The following is a 19,534-nucleotide window of genomic DNA, read 5'->3' as shown; positions in this document are numbered from 1 at the left end:
TAGGCTGGGTGTGGAAGCTCCGTGAGGAGTGAAGCTAACCAGTACTAATAATCCGATCGGCTTGATCGTTCCCTCAAATAAACGCACCCTACAGTGCTCGTTCTTCATACAATGTCTTCTCAGCTTGAACGTTATTGACCTGGTGGCTATGCCGGCCGGTCCCCACCCGATCCCATTCCGAACTCGGTCGTTAAGCCTGCCTGGGCCAATGGTACTTCGTCTTAAGGCGCGGGAGAGTAGGTCGCCGCCAGGTCTATAACGTTCAAGTAACCAAACCCTTCATCCACACTCCTCAACACAAAGACCGGTCCACACACTCAGGCCGGTCTTTCGTTTAACCAGACCCCTCTGGTTATCACGCGTCGCGGGTGGGAGCCCCCTCTGATCATCGCCAGATGAACAGATAAACCGCTCCAAATCAGAGCCCTTCTCCGCTCTGCTAAAGTCTAGGTGCCGCGGGATGGAGCAGCCCGGTAGCTCGTCAGGCTCATAACCTGAAGGTCGTCAGTTCAAATCTGGCTCCCGCACCCAAGATCTTAAACAATATCAGTTGTTTGCTAAAACGGCTCTTCCTCGGAAGGGCCGTTTTAGCGTTAGCCCAAACCTAGCCCAGAAATCAGCCCGGATTGAAGAAGTCGCGCAATAGTGGTATACCGCTATCGCTTGGGTGGATTGCGGGTGAGGAGCTATGCAAACGCACACCATTCTTGGCGGTAAGGTTCAGCTCTTTAAGCGCGGCCAAGTGTGGTTTGCCCGGGCGAACGCCGACTAGGCAAACAGGCCGAACGGCCTCTTTTTACCGCAGGTCACGGGAAGCAGGTTTTACCGGATTTGGCCCAAAGCGGACAATAGCCCGTTCCCCTTTTGCCCATTTGCAGACGTTCAGCCAATACGCCCGTTATTGGTAAAATCTGTTATCAAGATAAAAAGGGAGGAGGAATTGGGAGGACAGGCACCGACGGCTACCCCTACACCTTTGGGGGATCGAAGCTGTTGGAACATGCTTTCGGAAATGGCATCGGGGGCAAAACGCACGGCTGCTATCTGAGATCTGGGCTACTCCCAAAGGATGCCTCACCAGCCAGAAGCAATTGGAGCCTTGATGAAATCCAAAAGATGAACGATGATTTCAATCAGCCTTTTGCTTGTCCCCTACGCTGGCTTAGGGCCTTTACGAGTTCGACAATACATGTCGTGAGAACACCAAAAAGGCCACCGAGCACAAGCAATAGCAAGTCGCGTTGCTGCTTATATATGTCAGGCGTAAATCTAAATTCAGATATATTTCCGGTTCTTAGGTTTGCATAGAAGACTTGGCTGCCGGCGTCCTCGATCTTGAATGACTCACCGTGAGTAAGGGGTAAGGACTTATACTCGTAGGTTTTGAAACTAGTATTCAAGCTCGTGTCCGAAGATAGAGAGATTTCACTCGACCCATTTGCGAAAAAAACAGCATTAAAGTCTGCGTTCGAATTAAACCGAGATATTAAATCCCGAAGAGCATGCTCGTCGACGCGCCGCCCCTGACTAAAATATGGCATCGTATATGCCGTGGTCTGATTGACTGGTAGTATTGTTATATGATTGCTTGTATTTATTAAATTCATATTCGAAACGCGAACAGATTTTCTTTCAAAAGAAATATTGAATACATTCTCTTGTAAGTTGGCCTCGCATTCAACAGTGCTAAATCTATCAATTTTAGGCGTTGCGATAAAGGTATAGGGAATGCCCGCATCCGCTTTAATGATTGAGGCTTCAACCTGGGCGCCTTCAGCCCACGTTTCGCAGTTGCGTAAATCATTTGTCACCGAAATGAAGGTCCCGGGATTGGCGGGCAAAATAAATTTTATCTTCCATTTCTTACCCTGGGGCGAGCCATATCCATCGTAATCAGAGGTGAAAAACACTTGTGGTACAGCGCCGTCCTGGAATTTCTGATCTGACGGGCCGCCAATGCTAATTTGCAATGGCCAGGGCTTGTTTTGGGACCGAGATTGCGCAGAAAATACCTCGACAAGTGTCTTGTTATTAACCGTGGTGAGAGGAATAATTATCCCCATGATCGCGAATATGACGATGACGGAAAAAACAAGCCAAGCCGCTACATCACGTCTCACGTCTTCCTCCCCACTGGTGCCATTTTGCACTGACGATGCGCATTCTGACCGACGCCACCTTGGAGCTGGCCGAATATCGATACCTGTTACTCGCTATTGCCTGTTTCGATGTCCTTCGATGCCCGCCTAGTGGCAAAGTAGCCCATCGCGGTGGCATTGAGAAGTCTAGATCCGCCGCCGGTCGAAACGGCGCCGGAGCTTATGTCGCACGCGCCGCGATCCAGCACAATCTGGGGCTCGCGCTCCACTAATTGGTGTCTTGGAAGACCGCGAGAGTGGAAAGGCCGATCTGCTAGGCGCCATCGAGGTTCAGGAAACATTGGCAGAAATACGCGAGCGCTTGAACCACACCCGTATCGACGGAACGTGACGCCGCCCAGGCATTATATGTGATAAACGCAGCATTATCACATAGAGAACGGGTTCGTCTCCTTAAGGCGTACGAGTCCGCTTCTGCGATGTTGCATGGGCCATCAAGAGTCCGCTTCGGGCGCTGGGGCGACAAAATTTTAGCTCGCAGGCCATTGCCTTGCGGTATGTAGGACTCTCAAAATTGAAACCTTCTCAGCGTCGAAAGTGTAAATGACAACGTAACTGGAGTGGACCATCATTTCGCGCGTTCCCGGCACTCGGCCTGGCCGAAACAGTTTGGGCCGGGCCTGAAGCTTTGCGATCTTCGTTTGTATGAGATCCTTCAGCCGTTGCGCGGCGTCCGGATTATTATCTGAGATGTAGTCGATTATCGCGAAGAGGTCTGCGCGCGCTGCCGAACGCCATTCAAGCGCCAGCACGACGCTTCCTATCGATAAGAGCTTGGGTTTCGTCCATCACCTGTTGATGATTGATGCCGGAACCTTCTTCCTCAAGAGCTTCATAGACCTTCGCTTTAAACCAGTCATCGTAGGCCTCTTGTGAAGTCATGAGCCCAACTGGCAGGCCGCCGTCTTTTGCGACGCGGGTAAGCATGATGCGAACAGCATCGGAGATAGTTAGGCCGAAGTCAGCGAGTTTCTCAGCGGCAGCGGCTTTGAGTTCGTCATCAACGCGAACGTGAAGCATTGAAGTCTGGGCCATAAGAGCCTCCTCTCGCGCACCAGTATGTATCTCAATTGAGAGACGCGCAACTCATTTAGTGTTTTGCGTATGCGCTCAGGTAATTGGGCCTTTCGCGCTGTCCGCAATGGGAGCTGGCGGATGAACGTCCGTCGAATGGCCGCTCAGGGCGCGAAGAGGATGAAAACAACTCATTTTTTTCAGGGTTAATCGCGACGCTTCTTCTGAGATGCAAGGGTTTGATGGCCAGGCAATAACCTGAATATTGGCCGGCCATAGCGCGTGAACGCTGCTAAGTTTCGCAGGGGGGTGAACGGCCTCGCTGCTGTGGTGCCGTTTCCAGCGCCGCAGCAGCGAAGGCCTTACCTGGGGCTCTTTAGGGCAAAGAGTGGGCCGGTGTAGGTTCTCACAGCCTTCCCGCGCTCTAGGTTTTGATGAGTTGACCACTGCGCCTGGCGGGCATTGTCGCCAGCCTTTTCGCGTTGTGCATCCAACAAAGCAGCGAGTTTTTGCCTGGCAAGTTTTCGGTTTGCATGCTGAGACCGTTGTTCCTGGGCGGTCACAATCAGGCCCGTCGGCTTGTGCGTAGCCCGAACCGCGCTGTCTGTCTTGTTGACATGCTGCCCACCAGGTCCGCTCGCTCTCATCGTTTGAAACACAATATCTTCGTCCCTCAGATCGGGCATAGCGTCGGGCGATGGTGCGATGTTTACACCAACAAACCAGTTCCGGCGTTTATGACGGGGTCTGAATGGGCTTTCGCCTATCCATTGAATGGTCCCCACCCGGGCGGAGACAAAGGCCTCTGCTTGATCGCCCGTCACGCTCAGGAGCAGCGATGCGGGCAGTTCCTCTTCAGAGTCGATGACTTCGCATACGACTCCATCCTTCAGAGCCTCCCTGGTAAAGGCTCTGGAGAGCTGAGCGACCATCCATCGGCATTCGTCCGGACCTTTGCCGGAAGTTAAGTGGAGAATGATCTCAGTCATGGCGCCTCGTCTTGTAGCTCAGGAGAGGCCGTAGTCGCGCGATAGCCCTTATGAGCCCAGCGGCCTCGAGATCCGCGATAACCCCTGCGATATCTTTATAAGCCTCCGGGGCCTCCTCGAATATCAGCCGGCGGTCCTCGCAGATGACATGGCTTGCAAGTTTAGTGCGTTGCAAGTCGGACGATCGATATCGACGCGAAAGACGCGCATGTGCGTCGTTTCGGCTCCATTTTCGGCCCGCGCCGTGCGCAAGTGAAACGAGGGATTTCTCGGCAAAATCGGGTACGGGTTCGACCAGATAGCTGAAGTCCCCTCGCGATCCTGGGATGACGACTAACCCACGGTCTGCGGGCGCAGCACCCTTACGGTGCAGCCAACCACTGTCATGAGGGGTCACGCTGTTATGGACGATATCCAGGATGCAGGATCCCGATACGCCGATGGCGTCCATAAACCGTTGTGCGATTATTCGCCGATTGACGATGGCCCAGGTAACGGCCTGATCGTGCCCCAAAAGGTATGCCTTCGCCTCAGGCTCAGACGCCATGAGGCCAGACTTACCCGTTCGCGCCAACTGTTCTTGCAGAACGGCCTGACCCAGTCCGCGGGACCCGCTATGAACCATCATCAAGACCCGGTCCGCCTTGACGTTAAGTGCCGCAAATCGGTCTGTATCCAGAACGTCTTCGATCCGTTGAAACTCGACGAAGTGATTGCCGCCACCGATGGTTCCAAGTGATGGGCTAGCCAGACTGGCGGGAAGGCCAGCGGCACTTAGAGCGGCCTCCATCGCACCTTCCCAGGGATCATCGAGTCCCTGTAGGCGGCGATCTACCTGGTTCACGCGGAATTTGCGAACCGGAAGGCTCGTTTCCCATAGGGCCATGCCACAACCAATATCGCTTCCCACGAGATGGGGCCAGATCCGGTCCGGCGACCAGAAGGCGGCCCCTACGGCAATACCGTTGCCAGCATGCAGATCAGGCAAGCCGACTACCTTTCCCATCCCCTCCAGACGTGCGGTGGTGTCCAACTGGTCGATTGCCACCGGGTCAAACCGGGCGAGATCGCGGCCAATGAGGGATATCTCACAGCATTTATTCATGGTGTGCCGCCCCCATGATCCGATTTGCAACGGGTAGGCATTCGGATAGGAACCGTTGTTCCCTCAGGACGCCATCTGTCGGATCTACAAAGAATTGTCGCCGCCGATATCGGCGTTCATTCGAACCGAGGATTTCACCTTCGAACAGCCATTTACCGTATCGGCCAATGGAAATCCGCGCGAGCACGAAGTCCTCTATGTGCTGGCGCACATGCATTTTCATTGTGCTGCCGGTGTCAAGTTGCGCGCATATCTCACTGAAGACGTCATCCCAGCGTTGTCCACATCGGCTTCTTAAGAAGCGGACAAGTGGCGCTAGATTCTCGTTGAAGCCCTTGGTGTAACGCGTGCTCTCGATGGCGTGCCGTTTATGGCCGATAGTTTTTAGAGTGTAGTCTTTGGTCCTTTTAAGTTTGGGAGAGGCGGCGTGACCGGCGCCCCATCGTGGTCTCTCGACAATCACTTTGAACATGTCAGTGCGCATCGCCGCCTCCAAGTTTCTGGAAAGACGTCAAGTTATGAATGTTAAAGCGGGTAGGGGTAGCGGCGCCATTGGCGCGGCCATAAGGGATCAGGCGCGTATAGTCGCCCGATAGGAAATTGCCCATGCAATGTGTTCCTGAGAATTTTGGATCGGGAAATCAGATTCGAGGTTGAGGAACACTGCTCGCATGATTTTCTCCTTTCCTTCTTCAGGGCATGCCGGGATTGGCTACGGGGCAATTAGAGGTTAAACCCCTTGATGGCAACCATATTTGCGATAGTCGTCACGCGTGTAACGAAACCTGTAGCCCGTTTGCATCAGTGTGCTGCTGTCCAGAGACCATTATCTTCCGCCCGATGGTGATACCCCATGACGGATTGCGGCCACCCGTAGCAGAGGCTTTTGGCGCGAAGGTCTTCGCCTTGCTGACCAGTAAATTTCGGTCTCGTCCGGGTGCCTCGACCATCAACTGGTTTAAACCAGTCGGCAAAACGCCGTTTCAACGTACAGGTCATCTCACGTCATCGACGGGCGTCTGGTGATGGTAGGTCCTGCCGAAATTGATGAATTTTTGAACTATAGCCCATGCCTTTTTGTCCGGTGTTTTCGGGGCCTTGAAATCGCGGCCCATGAAGTGGGCCACGCCGCCGCAGTGCGGGCACTTGTGACTAAATTGACTTTCAAACTGCCTCGCAGAACGCTCAAACTCTGTGCGGGTCGACTTTCCCATAGATCGTGGTTTTGCAAGGCTGACCAATGGCCGCTTGAACGACTTCCTGCAAGTGAAGCAGGCATAGGGGAAAGCGTGCGTCCCGCATCCGTAATCAAGCGGGTTATGCATTTTTTGGCTCCAGTCCCTTGAAAACAAAGCCAGGCCCTATACCAGACGTTCCTGGCACACGGCTTCTACCGTTTTTTGCAGTAATCCGACCCGTTCACTAAGCCACGAGAGTTCGTCTTCGCCGATGCTGTAGCTCGCTGAGTATCGCGCCTCGACGTACGCGCGCCTCAGCCGATCAAACGCTTGCCGGTGGAGTTTCGTCTCGCTCGGCCATATCCCCTTTAGCCGATCATCCAGCGCCTCCGCCTGCGACCTCAGAATGGTGATGCGATGACTCTTAGGGCTGTAGAGGGACAACGTCAGAAGCAGACAGTGATAGAGCGCTTCTGCCGCCTGGTGGAGGTTGAAGGCGCTGAGGTTAAGGTCGTCAATTTCCAGACAGTAGCTTGCCACTTTCTCAAAGTTTACGGCTTTGGAAAACCACTGCTCATAATGCCCCTTGGCCTCTGCCAGCCGCTCTGCCTCGGTCAGCGGCTTGGGCGCGACCAGCGGGTGCCCCGGGGCCTCGTACAGCATGATGCCGTCACGGGCGATATCGACGAAGAAGGGCCGGCCTCTGGCAAGGTTGTCGTTCACTTCATTGAGGCTGTGCACGATGAAGTTGACCGGCGTGCGGATATGCTCAGTGACGGTGTATTCGCGGATCAGATGCTCGTCGGCCTTGGCCCAGTAGTCCTGCAGATCGGTGAAGGCCTGACCGTTGACGACGATCAGGAGATCATAGTCCGAACGATAACCGGAGGAGCGGTCTTCAACCCAGTCACCACGCGCGTAGGAGCCGAAGAGGATGATCTTCAAGATGCGCCCGGCCTTGCGCTTATCGGAGAGCGCGGTCTTGGTGGCATCTTCGAACTCATCAAACAGGATCTGCAGGACGCGGGTCAGTTCGCGCCGTTTCACATCCGGTAGGTGTTCGAGCTTATCAGCCAGCATAAAAAAGGCCCCGCAGTTCGCGATCAGCATAGTACCGGAGCCGGGTTGCCACAATGGGGCGTTGTCCATTGAGGAACAGGAGTTGTGTATCCGGATGCATCCGACACACCTCATCAGGCGTCTAAAGGGCCCTGCCGGTGTGATGCTCACTGTAGGAGATGCCGGTCTGTTGAGTTTCACCAAAAGTGACCCTTTAAATCTCGAAATGTTCGTTTCACTTTGCCCCTCGTTTTGGAGGTGAACCCGTTACAGGATCACAGCAGGCCTGGGTCAATCCCCACCACAAACAGGAGTCACTTTGGTTTGAAAATCAACACACTAATACCAACTTGGCCCCAGAGCCCTCTCTTTCAGGTCCGGTTTCGAGAATTTCTAGGTCGTCCCAACGGGCCGCAATGGGCGCGAAGCCGGTAAGAAAGAGGCTCGTACAGATTTGGACTGTCCCTTTCGTACCTTGCTGACGGTTAACCGGTTCGCACCCTACCTCCTATCCCATGCCCACTCAGGTCTTCCTTGTGTCCTGGAATCTTGCCGCCTGGTTCCATGGCAACGCTGAAAACGAGTGCACCGTTGTCGAAAATCGCCTCATAGACATCTAGGCGGAGATCATCGAATTCTACGAACATTATGCTTTTGAGAGCGTCCAGCCTTTATAAGTCCCCTTGGAAGGCAACCATTCCTAGCCCGGCGGATGCCTGTTAGACGCGTCAAACGCGGGTCAGCCGTTTGATCACGCGGTCGCGGCCCATCGCGGCCATGACCTCATGCAGGTCGGGCGTTTGCGGTTGGCCCAGCAGCAGGACGCGGAAGATCTTGGCCACGTCGGCGACCGTGCCTTTGTAGAGTTCGGGGTTACGCTTGTAATCGCCGGCCTTTTCGGCAAAGCCGCGGTCACGGGCAATGGTCTTGACCTTATCGAACCACGCTTCCTTGCTGTCTGTTTCGTCATAGACGCCCAGGAAGTCGCTCACGATCTCACGCACCTCTTCGGCCGTGCGATTGCCTAGAACGCTCAGCGCGTCTTCGGTCGTGGAGGTAAATTCGGTGTCGAAGAAGGGGGCCATCAAGGCCTTGGCGTCCTGCCATTTGGCGATGTCCTTGCGCGCGTTCGGGCCGCCACGCTCGATTGACAGGATGGCGATGGCGTATGCCTTTTCGGCCTCCAGTACCGCCGCGAACGGTGCGTCGTGGGTCGTTGCCCATTCGACGATCTGCGCATAGACCTCTTCGGCGCTGAGGCGCGCCACAATGTCGCGGCTGATGTTGTCGAGCTTGGTGAAGTCGAACAGCGGTCCATTGCTCTTGGCCAGACGCTCGAACGACAGCGGAAAGCTGCGGTAATCTGCGGTGGGGTTTTCCTTGCGCCAGTCTTCGAAATTGGAGTTGGCAAGATTGAGCAGGTATTCGATCAGGGCGGCGGTAGGATAGCCGTGATCCATGAAGTAGATGACGCTGGCTTCCGGGTCCTTGCGCTTGCTCAGCTTGCGCTTGGACGAACCGTCGAGCTTGTTGATCGGCGCGATATGGGCATAGGTCGGCGGCGTCCAGCCCAGCGCTTGGAACAGTTGCAGGTGCGTCGGCAGCGAGGCCAGCCACTCATCGCCGCGGATGACGTGGGTGGTGCGCATCAGGTGGTCATCGACGGCGTGGGCGAGGTGATAGGTCGGCAGGCGGTCGGACTTCATAATGACGATGTCCTGATCGCTTTCCGGGAAGGTGCGCTCGCCAAAGATCAGATCGGTGACGGCGACCTTTTCGGCCGGATTGCCGGGCGAGCGGAAGCGGATCACATATGGTTTGCCAGCTTTGAGGGCCTCAAGCGCCTCTTCCAGCGACTTGTGACGCCAGATGGCCCAGTCGCCGTAATAGCCGGGAGCTACGCTGCGCAGCTGCTGGCGCGTGCGTAGTTCATCCAGTTCTTCGGGGGAACAGAAGCACGGATAGGCCTTGCCCTCACTCATCAGGTGGCGGACATAGGTTTGATAGAGGCTCATGCGGGCGCTTTGGGTATAGGGGCCGTAGGCGCCGTGTTCGACGCCCTGAACGTCACGGCCTTCATTTACAACGACGCCGTAATGTTCAAAAGCGTTGGAGATGAAGTCCGTGGCACCTTCGACCTCACGCTTTTTGTCAGTGTCTTCGACGCGCAGGAAGAAGACGCCGCCGCTTTGCTGCGCGAAGCGTTCCGAGAGCAAGCCGACATAGAGGGTGCCGATGTGCATCATACCCGTCGGGCTGGGGCCGACGCGGGTGACCATGGCCCCTTGCGGCAGATCGCGCGGGGGGTAACGGGCTTCCAGCTCCGCCGGCGTCGGCAGAGCGTCCGGGAAGATCAGGTCGATCACTTCGGCCAGTAGCTCGGAATTATGTGCAAGGGTCATGGTCATCTGAAAATCAAGAGGCGCAAAGGGGAACGGGTAGTTACATCACATTCAGTATGATAGCTACCCCGTGACACGGCAGGGTGCGGGGGGAAACAAGGATTTTTGAAGGAGAGGTGGTGGTTGGAGGCGGGATCGAACCGCCGACCTGCGGGTTATGAATCCGCCGCTCTAACCATCTGAGCTACCCAACCAGCCGGGTTTCCTCAGGCGGACAAAGGTCCACGCCTTAGGAAGGCGCCCGCTATATCCAAATTGAGCCGGGGGTTCAAGTGCGCTTTTTCAGTTTTCCGGCTCAAACTGGTTGATAAGGCTTTTGAGGCGCGTTTGACCAGCGATCAGGCCGTAGGTTTCCAGCGCGTGGGCCTGCGCGTGGCAGGCGCGGTCGAGCACGGGCGGCCAGTCATTCATAATAGCCTCAAGGGCGCCAGCCAGAGCCTGCGGGTCTTCGGGCGGGATCAGGGTGGCTAGTTCGCCGTCCTGAAGGATATGGCGCGGCCCGTCGATGCGGGTGGAGACGATGGGAACGCCAGCGGCCATGGCTTCGGCCACCACCAGTCCGAAGGGCTCAACGCGCGACGAGAGGACGAACAGATCCAGCGACGCCAGAAAGTCGTGCGGCGGTTCGATCCAGCCGGCCAGAGTCACGCGGTCCTGCACTTTCAGTTCGCCGATCAGCGCTTCCAGCGCGGCCTTTTCCGGGCCGTCTCCGGCAATGAGCAGCGATACCTCGGTACCGCGGTCACGCAGAAGACCGGCGGCGCGGATCAGCACGTCAAAGCCTTTGTTGACATGCAGCCGCCCCAGCGAGCCAATGCGTGGTGCGTCAAGCGGGAAGGTCTTGACCGGGTGCATCACCAGAGGCGTGAAGTTTTCCAGTAGATGGGTCTCAAGACGTGGATAACGGGCGGTAATGGCGGCCTGAACCGCGGGCGACACGGCGATGGCGGCGCGCAGTTTGGTCAGGCCCGGCTTGAAACGGAAATTGTGCACCACCCCCAGCGTCCGGCCACCCCATCCCGCCAGCGCGTGCCCCGCCAGAGCGATGGCGCGATTGCCGTGGGCGATGATCAGATCGGCCTTGAAGCGTTTGGCCAGCCTTCCTAGGGTCAAGGCCGCCAGCGGGTCACCGGTAAAGCCGCTGTTGAGGCGGGCGAACTGTTCGGGTTTGACCTTTTCCGCCAGCAGGCCCTTGGCGTGACCGATGCTCATCACCTCAAAGCCTTCGGCCACCAGCGCCTCGTGATAGCGCACGGCCATGCTTTCCAGCCCGCCGCGTCCCTTGGCCAGCATCAGATTGACAATACGCATCAGCCGCTCCCTTTGTACCGGTGTACTCCGGTGCGTGTGCCACGAAAAGGCCTCACACCCGAAAGTCCCGGTTTTCTCGTCGGACAGACGTTCAGCCGACGGATTAAGGGTGGATTTTTTTGCGGAATGCGCTTTTATGGAAATGACTTTTCACAAAATGCAGGCGAGGGGGCAAAGGTGTCCGCTGATATCGACGAACTGGATGCGCGGATACTGACCTTGGTGCAGGAAGATGCCAACCTGTCGGTGGCCGAAATCGCCGAGAAGGTCAATCTGTCGCCCTCCCCCTGCTGGCGGCGTCTGAAACGGCTGGAAGACATCGGGGTTATCCGCAAACGGGTGACGCTGCTGGAACCCGATCAACTGGGGCTCGGGTTTGAGGTCTATGCGGCAGTGAAGCTTTCCCTGCCGTCGCGCGAAAATCTCGAAGCCTTTGAAGCGCGGCTGGCGGAATGGCCGGAAATCGTCTCCTGTGCCACGGTGACGGGGCGCGAAGACTATATGCTGCGCATCGTGACGCGCGACATGCACGCCTATGACGACTTCATGCGCGACAAATTATTGGCGTCCGACCTCGTTTCCGCCATAGAAAGTCGTATCGTCATCCGCTCGGTGAAAACGACTACCGCCCTACCGTTGAAACTTGTCGTCCCCGGTGCAGAAGGCTAGGTTCCGGTAGGGGCGCACTGACGAGAGAGACTGGATGAAGACTTCCCTGATCGCGCTGGCGTGGCTGGTGGCGGTATTGGCTACCCCTGTGGCCGCTCAGAAAATTGACCCTGCTTCTGACCTTGGCCGTTTTCATGCCCTGCGGGCGGAGGGGATGGCCGCCTTGCAGAAGAACGACCGCCAGACCGCCCTTGATCGCCTCAGTCAGGCCGGGGACATCCTGCCGGATTCGCCTTCGGTGTTGCTGCTGAAGGCGCAAACGGCACTGGAACTGAAGCGCCAGCCGGCGGCGCGGGCGGCGCTGATTGACTATCTGAAGCGGGGTCTCGTTCTCGATCTCAGTCGCTATCCGGAATTCAATACCCTCTGGGACGCCGATCTGGAGTCGCTTCAGGCCACCAATACCGCCCGTGTAGGTAGTTTGAAGACACTCAATCGTCTCTCAGGTCTCAACCTGATCGAAGGGGTAGCGGCGTTGCCCGACGGCGCGCTTCTGGCCACCAGCCTGCGCAACGGTGTGGTGGGGCCGCTCAGCGAAGCCGGCGTAGCCAAGCGCCTGTCGCTGCGCGCCGGGGTCGCCGCTAATGCCATTGCGGTGAAAGACGGCGTACTGTGGGCCTCTACGGCGGCGTCGCGTCAGACCGTGGGCTATGCGCCGGATGCCAAAATCGCCTCCAAGCTGGTCAAGGTCGATCTGGCCACCGGCAAGATACTGGCGCAGTTCGAAGACAAGCGGCCCGATCGGCGTCTGGCCGACCTGTATGCTGGCAAGGAAGACCTCTATGTTTCCGACGGCAATACAGGGGAGGTGCTTCGCCTGACCGGCTATCAGGGCAGGTTGCAGGTGCTGATCCCCGAAGGCTATCTCGGTTCGCCGCAGGGCCTGAGCGAAAATGCCGAGGCCAGCGTTCTGATCGTCTCTGACTATGCGTCGGGACTTTATCGCGTCGATCTGGCCAAGGGGGCGCTGACGCGGCTGAAGGCCCCAGAAGAGACAGTGCTCCTGGGGATCGACGGCCTTTACCGCTATGGCAACGACCTGATCGCTGTGCAAAACGGCTTCAAACCGAACCGTATCCTGCGCCTGCGTATGAATCCTGACTGGAGCGCGGTGGAAAAGGCCGAGGTCCTGCTACGCGGCCATCCCGATCTTGAAGAACCGACCGGCGGTCAGGTGATCGGGGACCGTTTTGTGTTTGTAGCCCGAAGTCAGTGGTCGGAATTTGACGACAAAGGCAATATCCGCCGCGACGTCCCGGCTCCGGTGGTCATCGGCGAAATCGCGCTCAAGCCGTAAATTCAGCCGAAGAATACAAAAGATGTGTCTATAAGGCACACAAAGCGTTAACCGTGTTACGCCAAATAAGCGAAAAATCTAATCCTCTCAATCACCTGATTGGTTAACGAAAGCGCTTTACCGCCGTTAACCTTTGTGGCAGTGGTTGGCACCGATCCTGCTTATAGTCAGGATGAGCAGCCCCTTCCTGTACACATACGGGATAACAGCGCTGCACGGATGCGGAGACGACGAATGCGGGCACTGGTGGCAGCGGTAGTAGGTATGATGTTGGCGGGCACGGCAGGTGCCGCCGATCTGCGTGCTGATGTCTCCAAGGCCCCGTTCAGCGGGCTGTCGGCCTCACTCAAAGGCGATTTCGACGGTGACGGACGTATCGACGATGTGGTCTTCAGCGCCGAAGACGGGGATCGTCAGGCGGTCTATATGCGTCTGGGGCGTGGCGAAGAGGTCAAGGTCATCAGCCTTGATGCGCGTCTGGCGGCGCAGGTGCAGCGCGCACCGGCGGCCACCTATCAGGTCGATTGCGGCAGCTTCTCCGACCATTGCAACGCCGATATAGAAACGCATACTGACGGTTTGATCCTGTCTCTGGACGACGGCGTGACGGTATTGGTGCACTGGAACGGGCAGGCCTTCGATCAGGACTTTGTCCACAGCGACGAGGTGCGCCTCAGCCGCGCCGTGGCGACCCTGTTTGCGTTTAATCCGTAAGGAAAAACAATGCACTGGTGAATAGATACCGGTGCCGCTGAGATAGTCCCGTTTTTTAGACTTAATCGCATTCTCAGGCCTGTATTAGTCCTAAATTTTAGGTTTTCATCAACCCACTGTCCTTAAGCCTTGGGCCGGGGTGTGGCGACGTCTTTGCTGACGCCGCGCAGAAGAAAAGACACATATATGGGACGTTCGGCTGACTATTCCGGTGAAAGATGCGCCATTGCGGCGGCAGTGGATATCGTCGGAGAACCGTGGACCCTGCTCATCGTGCGCAATGCCTTTCTGGGGCATAGTCGGTTCGAGCAATGGCAAAAAAGTCTGGGCGTGGCGCGCAACGTGCTGGCGGCGCGACTGAAGCGTCTGGTGGCGCTGGGCCTGATGCAGGCCGTGCCCTATTCGGAACGGCCTTTGCGTCATGAATATCTGCTGACCGAAAAGGGGCGCAGCCTCAAGGGCGTTCTGGTGTCCCTCTACGGCTGGGGACGTGAGCATGTCTATGACGCGGATGACGGTCCCTTTTTCGAGCTTGTGCACGATGATTGCGCCGGGATTTTCACCACCAAGCCCCGCTGCGAAGCCTGTGGTGAGATGATCGGCGAACACAGCGTTCTGAAGGCGCGCGAGGACGGCAGGGGCATGAGCCTGTCGGAACTCTATATCCGCAAAGGCATCGCTGTCGATTAGAGTGCATTCCGAAAAGTGTGCAACGGTTTTCGGAATCAAAGGCGCGACAATCCAAAGGTTAGAGCGGGATTTCGGTTCAATCTGAACGAAGTCCGTTCTACACCGCAAACTCTACGGCGCGGGTGCGCTCGATAAACCCGCCGCCCAGCACGCGGTCCTCGTCCGTCGGATCATAGAGGACACACGCCTGACCGGGGGCGACGCCTTCTTCCGAAGCATCAAACACCACCTCCACCTGACCGTCACGCAGATTGAGCCGCGCCGGGACGGGGGGACGGGTTGAGCGTACACGGGCCAGAACCGGCAGATTATCGGCCGCAGCCTTTTCCAGCGTCTCGTGATCACCCAGCCAGTTGGTTTCCTTCATGACCAGGGCAGCCGTGTTCAGCGCTTCACGCTGCCCGACGATGACACGGCGCGTCCCGGCATCGAGCTTGACCACGAATAGGGGCTCGCCCACGGCGATATTCAGGCCGCGCCGCTGACCAATCGTGTAGCCGGTAATCCCTTGATGCCGGCCCAGCACCCGCCCGTCGAGATGGACGATGTCACCTGCTTCGCGGCCTTGCGGACGCAGCCGGTCGATCAGAGTGGTGTACTTACCTTCGGGCACAAAGCAGATGTCCTGCGAATCCGGCTTGGCGGCGACATTAAGCCCCATCTGACGCGCAATGTCGCGCACCTGCGGCTTGGGGATGTCGGCCAGCGGAAAGCGCAGAAAGTTGAGTTGTTCACGCGTGGTAGCGAACAGAAAATAGGACTGGTCGCGGTTGCGATCGACCGCACGGCGCAGTTCGGCGCGGTTGCCCGTATCGCGGCGTTCGACATAGTGGCCGGTGGCCATGGCCTCGGCCCCCAGATCGCGCGCGACGTCCAGCAGGTCGCGGAACTTGACCGTCTGGTTGCAGCGGATGCAAGGTACCGGGGTTTCGCCACGCAGATAAGAGTCGGCAAACTCCTCGATCACCGAGTCCTTGAAGCGGCTCTCATAGTCCAGCACATAGTGGGCAATGCCGATCTTTTCGGCGGCGATGCGGGCGTCATGAATATCCTGCCCGGCACAGCACGCCCCTGTCTTTTTCAGTGCCTGACCGTGGTCGTAAAGCTGAAGCGTGACACCGATCACCTCATAGCCGGCGGCGTGCAGGAGGGCGGCGGCGACCGAAGAGTCCACGCCCCCCGACATGGCGGCCACGACCCGCGCCCCTGGCGGCAGGCTGACGCTGTCACGGACGCGCGAAATCGCCTCGCCCAGATCGGCGGTATCAAATACAGGTACAGGGCAGGCGGGTACAGAGGCGGTCATGAGGCGCTAAATAAGGCTTTTGGGCGCAAAAGAGTAGGGGGCAGCCGACGTATTCGTTAAATAACCGCTCAGTAGCCTCTTAAGCCCCGACCACTGTATCTCCCTCTTCGGCTCGTAAGGTCCCTCTTGCCCGTCAAACTTGGGATGTATAACAGAAGGCCCCGTCGGAAGACGGGGCCTTTTTGTTTTCATCCCGAATGGGCGGTTCCGGCATCGCTCGAAAGCCTTGGGGCGACGATCCGGCGGGAGGGCATCCCGGGTTTTCATCTCAAGGCGTTCAGGTCTCAGCGTGAACGGCACAACATTGCGATGGCCCCGCGCGGGGTCTTTTGATGTGGCAAGCCACGCCTCTAGAATACACCTCGTCGCCTTGTGGATAAATTCACAAACCGGTGAGTGATACCAAGTGGGTATGACCTGGGTATTATCTAAGCAGGTCGAGCAGGGATACGGATTTCAGATTGGACACCACCTGCGCCGCCGCCTGCACCGTCAGGTCCGCCTGTTCCAGCTTGGTATAGGCTTCGGCCAGATTGACGTCCGTCTTGTCAGAGATCAGCTTGTTCAGGCTGCTTTCCTGTCCTTCGAGCGACTTCATGGTGTTTTCGACGCGGTTCTGAAACGTACCGTTCAGCGACGTATGATCCACCATATTACTGTAGGCGGTGTTAAGACGATTGGCCAGTGCCTGAAGCGCGGTCTGCTGAGCGTCGGTCATCTTGCCCTGCATGGGCGCATTGGCGTCGATAAAGGTCTTCAGGTCGCGGAAGACCGACACGCCTTCGGCCCCGATATCGCTGGCCAGCATACCGGTTTGCAGGGTGGTGGTGCCGTCGATTTTGGAGGCCTTCTTGACGCTGCCGTTCTTGAAGGTACCGGCAGCGGGTGTTGTCGCCAGATCCGCCAGCGTCTCCGCCGCCAGAGGGGCGTCGGTTTCATTGCCGCCACCAAACAGATAGGTGCCCTGATGTTTGTAGTTCAGGCCGTCAGCAAAGGCCATATAGCTCGATTGCAGAACCGTGGTTAGGCCATCGAGCGACTTGCTGGCGATGGCATCCATAATGCCGTCCTTGCCGGTGGCGATACCGTCGCTGGCGCGTTCCAGCGCGATATTCTGGCTGTCGAGGCGGTCGGATACGCTCTGTGCGATCTTTGTATAACCCGTGATACGCTCCAGCGATGACTGATAGGCGGCGATGACCTCGGCCCCCCGTCCGAAGCCGCCGAAATCGGTCGCCACTTTTCGTGTCGATACCTGGTTATTGGCTTCGTCCTTGCGGACCTGCGCCTGCATGAGGTTCGACAGGGCGTTGCCCCACATCTGACCGGTTGAAATACGCATGTCTATTTACCTCAGAACATTCTGAGCAGGGTATCGTACATATCCTTCGCCGCCTGAATAAGGCGCGAGGAAGCCGAATAGGCCTGCTGGTAGGTCGTCAGGTTGATCAGTTCTTCATCGAGATTGACGCCTTCGGCGGCACTGCGCCGCGAAGAAGCCTCCGACGCCAGAGCGGCGGCCCCGTCCATGCGCGACTTGGCGGTGGAGGCGATGGTGCCCACCTGCCCGGCCAGATCAGAGGCATAGCGCGTCAGGGTGGAAGTGCCGCCTGTATTGGCACCGGCCGCCTTGAAGGTGACATTCTTGGTGGCGATGGCCGACAGACGTTGACCGCCGCTGCCGTCACCCGCCACCAGAGCCGGGGTCGGCGCGGTTGCATCGAGCTTCAGCGTCGCCAGAGACAGCCGGTCGAGATTGTTCAGAATGACGGGATCGACACTCAGGCCATCGGTACGTTCGCTGGCCATGCCGCCCAGTCCGAACATGCTGCTCAAGGAGGCGCCGGTGCCGTTACGGGCGGTCGTATCCTCAGTTATGCCCAGGCTGTTGGCCGGCGTGCCGAACCCGCGGAAACTCAGTTCACCGTTGGGGCTGAGCGAGAAGGTGCCATAGCGCCCCAGTCCGTTGCTCGTATCGTTCAGCGTGTTGACCAGATCGGTCATGGTGCCACCCGCCGGGAACGTCATTTCCAGATTTTGAACCCGGGCGCTGGCCCCGTTCATCACCGTGAACTTGACGCTGCCCGTGTCGAACCCGTGGGCAGAGGTGGCGGTCAGGCCCGTCGCATAGTCAATCGGTGTATCCGAACGCACCAGATCATTCATGCCGAAGAAGTGCGAAAAACCCTTCCCCGTCTTTGAGGATGGCGTGGTGGGGTCGTCCGCAATGGCCACGCCGTAGCTGCCCGTGCCGTTGACGCTCAGCTTGCCGTTGGCAAACCCGACCGTTCCGTAGCCGCTCAAGGCCGTATTGACGCTGGTCAGGAAACTGCCTGCCGTAAAGGCGCTGGGCGCACCGCCGTCAATCGACATCTGCATGGTAGAAAAGTTCAGCTCCACCTTGCGCGCGATTGTACCGTTGGCATTGAGCGCCACCAGATTCGTTTTGCCCGTAAAGCCGTTCAGGGCTTCGCTCAGGGTCTGGTTCATTGCCTTGCCGGTCAGGGAGCTGGCCGCCGGAACCGATGAAGACGCATTGTGCGCGGCATTCAGCTGATCGGCATAGACCGACATGTATTCGGCCAGCTGCGCATTGACGGCGGTGGAGTCCTTGTCGCGCACGTCCAGCAGGCCACGCAGTTCGCCGGTCTTGATATGCTCGGAAAAATCGCGCTTTTCGCCGTTCGGCCCGGTGACGATGATCGGATTGAAGGTCGTGGCCGCCGAGACGGGGCTGGTCGGCTGATAGCTGAGGGTTGCGCGCTGATCTCCGGCCAGAACCATGCCAGAGGCCGTGCGCACCGTGACGCCGCCATTGCTGTTGGTGCTGACTTCGACGTCGATCAGTTTCGAGAGTTCGTCAATATAGCCGGCCTGCTTGGTCTGCGCGCCAGAGGCGTCGTTGCCGCTGATGTTGGCCTGAGAAATGGTCGGGTTCAGGTCCGAGATATTCTTGATCAGGTCGTTGATCGACTTGACCGTCGTGGCGATGCGGCTGTCGGCATTGCCGCGTGCATTCTGGATTTCGCGCGAGATGCGCTTGCCTTCATCCATAAAGCTTTCGAGCGCCGACAGCATTTCCTGACGCGAGGCGCTGGAGGTCGGGCTTTCCCCCGCCGCCGCCGCCGCCGACAGGGCCTTGTCGCCCAGATTGAACAGGCCGTTCTTGTCGGTCAGGTCCCCGAATTGCGACTGAATCTGATCGAACAGGTCGTGAAAGACCTCGGCCTGCGACGCAGAAGACGAGGCGCGCAGGGAGGCCTGCTGCAGATATTTGTCGGCGGCCAGCAGCACCTGACCGGACATGACGCCAGCCCCCTGAGACCCCAGGACGCTGGCCTGCTGGGTGCCGATCTTGCGGATATAGCCCGGTGTGTTGACGTTCGAAATATTGTCCGAAACGACTCTCAACTGGCTTTGCGCCGTCATCAGGCCGGAGGACCCGATATTGAGAATGGAGTTGAGCGACATGATCAGGCCTCCCGCTGAGGCGTTTTAGGCAAGCCTTGCCCGACCAGAGGCAGAATTTGCCGTGTCCCCTGGGTCGAGTTGAAAAATTTATCTATATTTTTCATTGGCTTGCTATTTTCCGTGCGCCACGTAACGCGTAAACTAAGGTGAGGGTTTCAAATACGGTGCCA

At 57.6% G+C, this 19,534-nt stretch carries 17 protein-coding genes, 2 tRNA genes and 1 rRNA gene; 6 read left to right on the top strand and 14 right to left on the bottom strand.

The annotated features are described in order from the left end of the window. Positions 1 to 138: 138 nt before the first annotated feature. A 5S ribosomal RNA gene (gene rrf, locus PQU94_RS07665) occupies positions 139 to 253 on the top strand. Between the two features lie 201 nt (positions 254 to 454). Next, positions 455 to 531, top strand: a tRNA-Met gene (locus tag PQU94_RS07660). Between the two features lie 602 nt (positions 532 to 1,133). Here the strand turns inward: PQU94_RS07660 and PQU94_RS07655 are convergent. The 11 genes from PQU94_RS07655 to PQU94_RS07605 form a co-directional block, all read right to left on the bottom strand. After that, complete coding sequence (locus PQU94_RS07655; protein WP_272740867.1) at positions 1,134 to 2,120, bottom strand: hypothetical protein; 987 nt, start codon at positions 2,118 to 2,120, stop codon at positions 1,134 to 1,136. Between the two features lie 509 nt (positions 2,121 to 2,629). Then, positions 2,630 to 2,911 (bottom strand): type II toxin-antitoxin system RelE/ParE family toxin, encoded by a 282-nt coding sequence (locus PQU94_RS07650; protein ID WP_272740866.1) that lies wholly within the window; start codon positions 2,909 to 2,911, stop codon positions 2,630 to 2,632. After that, on the bottom strand, positions 2,898 to 3,194 hold the full coding sequence (locus PQU94_RS07645; RefSeq protein ID WP_272740865.1) for a type II toxin-antitoxin system RelB/DinJ family antitoxin: 297 nt from the start codon (positions 3,192 to 3,194) through the stop codon (positions 2,898 to 2,900). The genes PQU94_RS07650 and PQU94_RS07645 overlap by 14 nt, the downstream gene beginning before the upstream one ends. A gap of 341 nt (positions 3,195 to 3,535) precedes the next feature. Beyond that, positions 3,536 to 4,105, bottom strand: a complete 570-nt coding sequence (prfH, locus tag PQU94_RS07640) for a peptide chain release factor H (protein WP_438263736.1) — start codon at positions 4,103 to 4,105, stop codon at positions 3,536 to 3,538. A gap of 49 nt (positions 4,106 to 4,154) precedes the next feature. Next, positions 4,155 to 5,267 (bottom strand): RNA ligase RtcB family protein, encoded by a 1,113-nt coding sequence (locus PQU94_RS07635; protein ID WP_272740863.1) that lies wholly within the window; start codon positions 5,265 to 5,267, stop codon positions 4,155 to 4,157. Beyond that, entirely contained in the window at positions 5,260 to 5,751 is a 492-nt protein-coding gene (locus PQU94_RS07630; RefSeq protein ID WP_272740862.1) for a hypothetical protein, read from the bottom strand. The genes PQU94_RS07635 and PQU94_RS07630 overlap by 8 nt, the downstream gene beginning before the upstream one ends. Before the next feature lie 877 nt (positions 5,752 to 6,628). Then, entirely contained in the window at positions 6,629 to 7,555 is a 927-nt protein-coding gene (locus PQU94_RS07625; protein WP_272740861.1) for a HEPN domain-containing protein, read from the bottom strand. Further along, positions 7,515 to 7,625 carry a hypothetical protein gene (locus PQU94_RS07620; protein WP_272740860.1) on the bottom strand — a complete coding sequence of 37 codons (111 nt, stop codon included), beginning with the start codon at positions 7,623 to 7,625 and terminating at the stop codon, positions 7,515 to 7,517. The genes PQU94_RS07625 and PQU94_RS07620 overlap by 41 nt, the downstream gene beginning before the upstream one ends. A 607-nt stretch (positions 7,626 to 8,232) precedes the next feature. Beyond that, the gene (gltX, locus tag PQU94_RS07615; RefSeq protein WP_272740859.1) at positions 8,233 to 9,912 is read right to left on the bottom strand and encodes a glutamate--tRNA ligase; all 1,680 of its coding nucleotides are present in this window, start codon (positions 9,910 to 9,912) and stop codon (positions 8,233 to 8,235) included. A gap of 111 nt (positions 9,913 to 10,023) precedes the next feature. Beyond that, positions 10,024 to 10,100, bottom strand: a tRNA-Met gene (locus PQU94_RS07610). A gap of 88 nt (positions 10,101 to 10,188) precedes the next feature. Next, a complete protein-coding gene (locus PQU94_RS07605) occupies positions 10,189 to 11,217 on the bottom strand; it encodes a glycosyltransferase (RefSeq protein ID WP_272740858.1) in 1,029 nt (342 codons plus the stop codon). 177 nt (positions 11,218 to 11,394) lie between these two features. Between PQU94_RS07605 and PQU94_RS07600 the strand changes: the two genes are divergently transcribed. From PQU94_RS07600 to PQU94_RS07585, 4 genes are all read left to right on the top strand, one after another. Further along, complete coding sequence (locus PQU94_RS07600) at positions 11,395 to 11,886, top strand: Lrp/AsnC family transcriptional regulator (RefSeq protein WP_272740857.1); 492 nt, start codon at positions 11,395 to 11,397, stop codon at positions 11,884 to 11,886. A gap of 34 nt (positions 11,887 to 11,920) precedes the next feature. After that, a complete protein-coding gene (locus tag PQU94_RS07595) occupies positions 11,921 to 13,183 on the top strand; it encodes an NHL repeat-containing protein (RefSeq protein WP_272740856.1) in 1,263 nt (420 codons plus the stop codon). 234 nt (positions 13,184 to 13,417) lie between these two features. After that, positions 13,418 to 13,897, top strand: coding sequence for a hypothetical protein (locus PQU94_RS07590; RefSeq protein ID WP_272740855.1), 480 nt, complete (start codon positions 13,418 to 13,420; stop codon positions 13,895 to 13,897). 186 nt (positions 13,898 to 14,083) lie between these two features. Further along, positions 14,084 to 14,587 carry a winged helix-turn-helix transcriptional regulator gene (locus PQU94_RS07585; protein ID WP_272740854.1) on the top strand — a complete coding sequence of 168 codons (504 nt, stop codon included), beginning with the start codon at positions 14,084 to 14,086 and terminating at the stop codon, positions 14,585 to 14,587. A 97-nt stretch (positions 14,588 to 14,684) separates the two neighbouring features. Here PQU94_RS07585 and mnmA read toward each other — a convergent pair whose 3' ends face one another. From mnmA to flgK, 3 genes are all read right to left on the bottom strand, one after another. Further along, complete coding sequence (mnmA, locus tag PQU94_RS07580; protein ID WP_272740853.1) at positions 14,685 to 15,893, bottom strand: tRNA 2-thiouridine(34) synthase MnmA; 1,209 nt, start codon at positions 15,891 to 15,893, stop codon at positions 14,685 to 14,687. A gap of 424 nt (positions 15,894 to 16,317) precedes the next feature. Further along, entirely contained in the window at positions 16,318 to 17,235 is a 918-nt protein-coding gene (locus PQU94_RS07575) for a flagellin (RefSeq protein ID WP_272740852.1), read from the bottom strand. An 11-nt stretch (positions 17,236 to 17,246) separates the two neighbouring features. Continuing rightward, complete coding sequence (gene flgK / locus PQU94_RS07570) at positions 17,247 to 19,364, bottom strand: flagellar hook-associated protein FlgK (RefSeq protein WP_272740851.1); 2,118 nt, start codon at positions 19,362 to 19,364, stop codon at positions 17,247 to 17,249. Between the last annotated feature and the right edge of the window lie 170 nt (positions 19,365 to 19,534).

It is taken from the genome of Asticcacaulis currens (genome assembly GCF_028550395.1).
GTDB classification, from domain to species: Bacteria; Pseudomonadota; Alphaproteobacteria; order Caulobacterales; family Caulobacteraceae; genus Asticcacaulis; species Asticcacaulis currens.
This window is presented reverse-complemented; position numbering and strand designations above follow the sequence as displayed.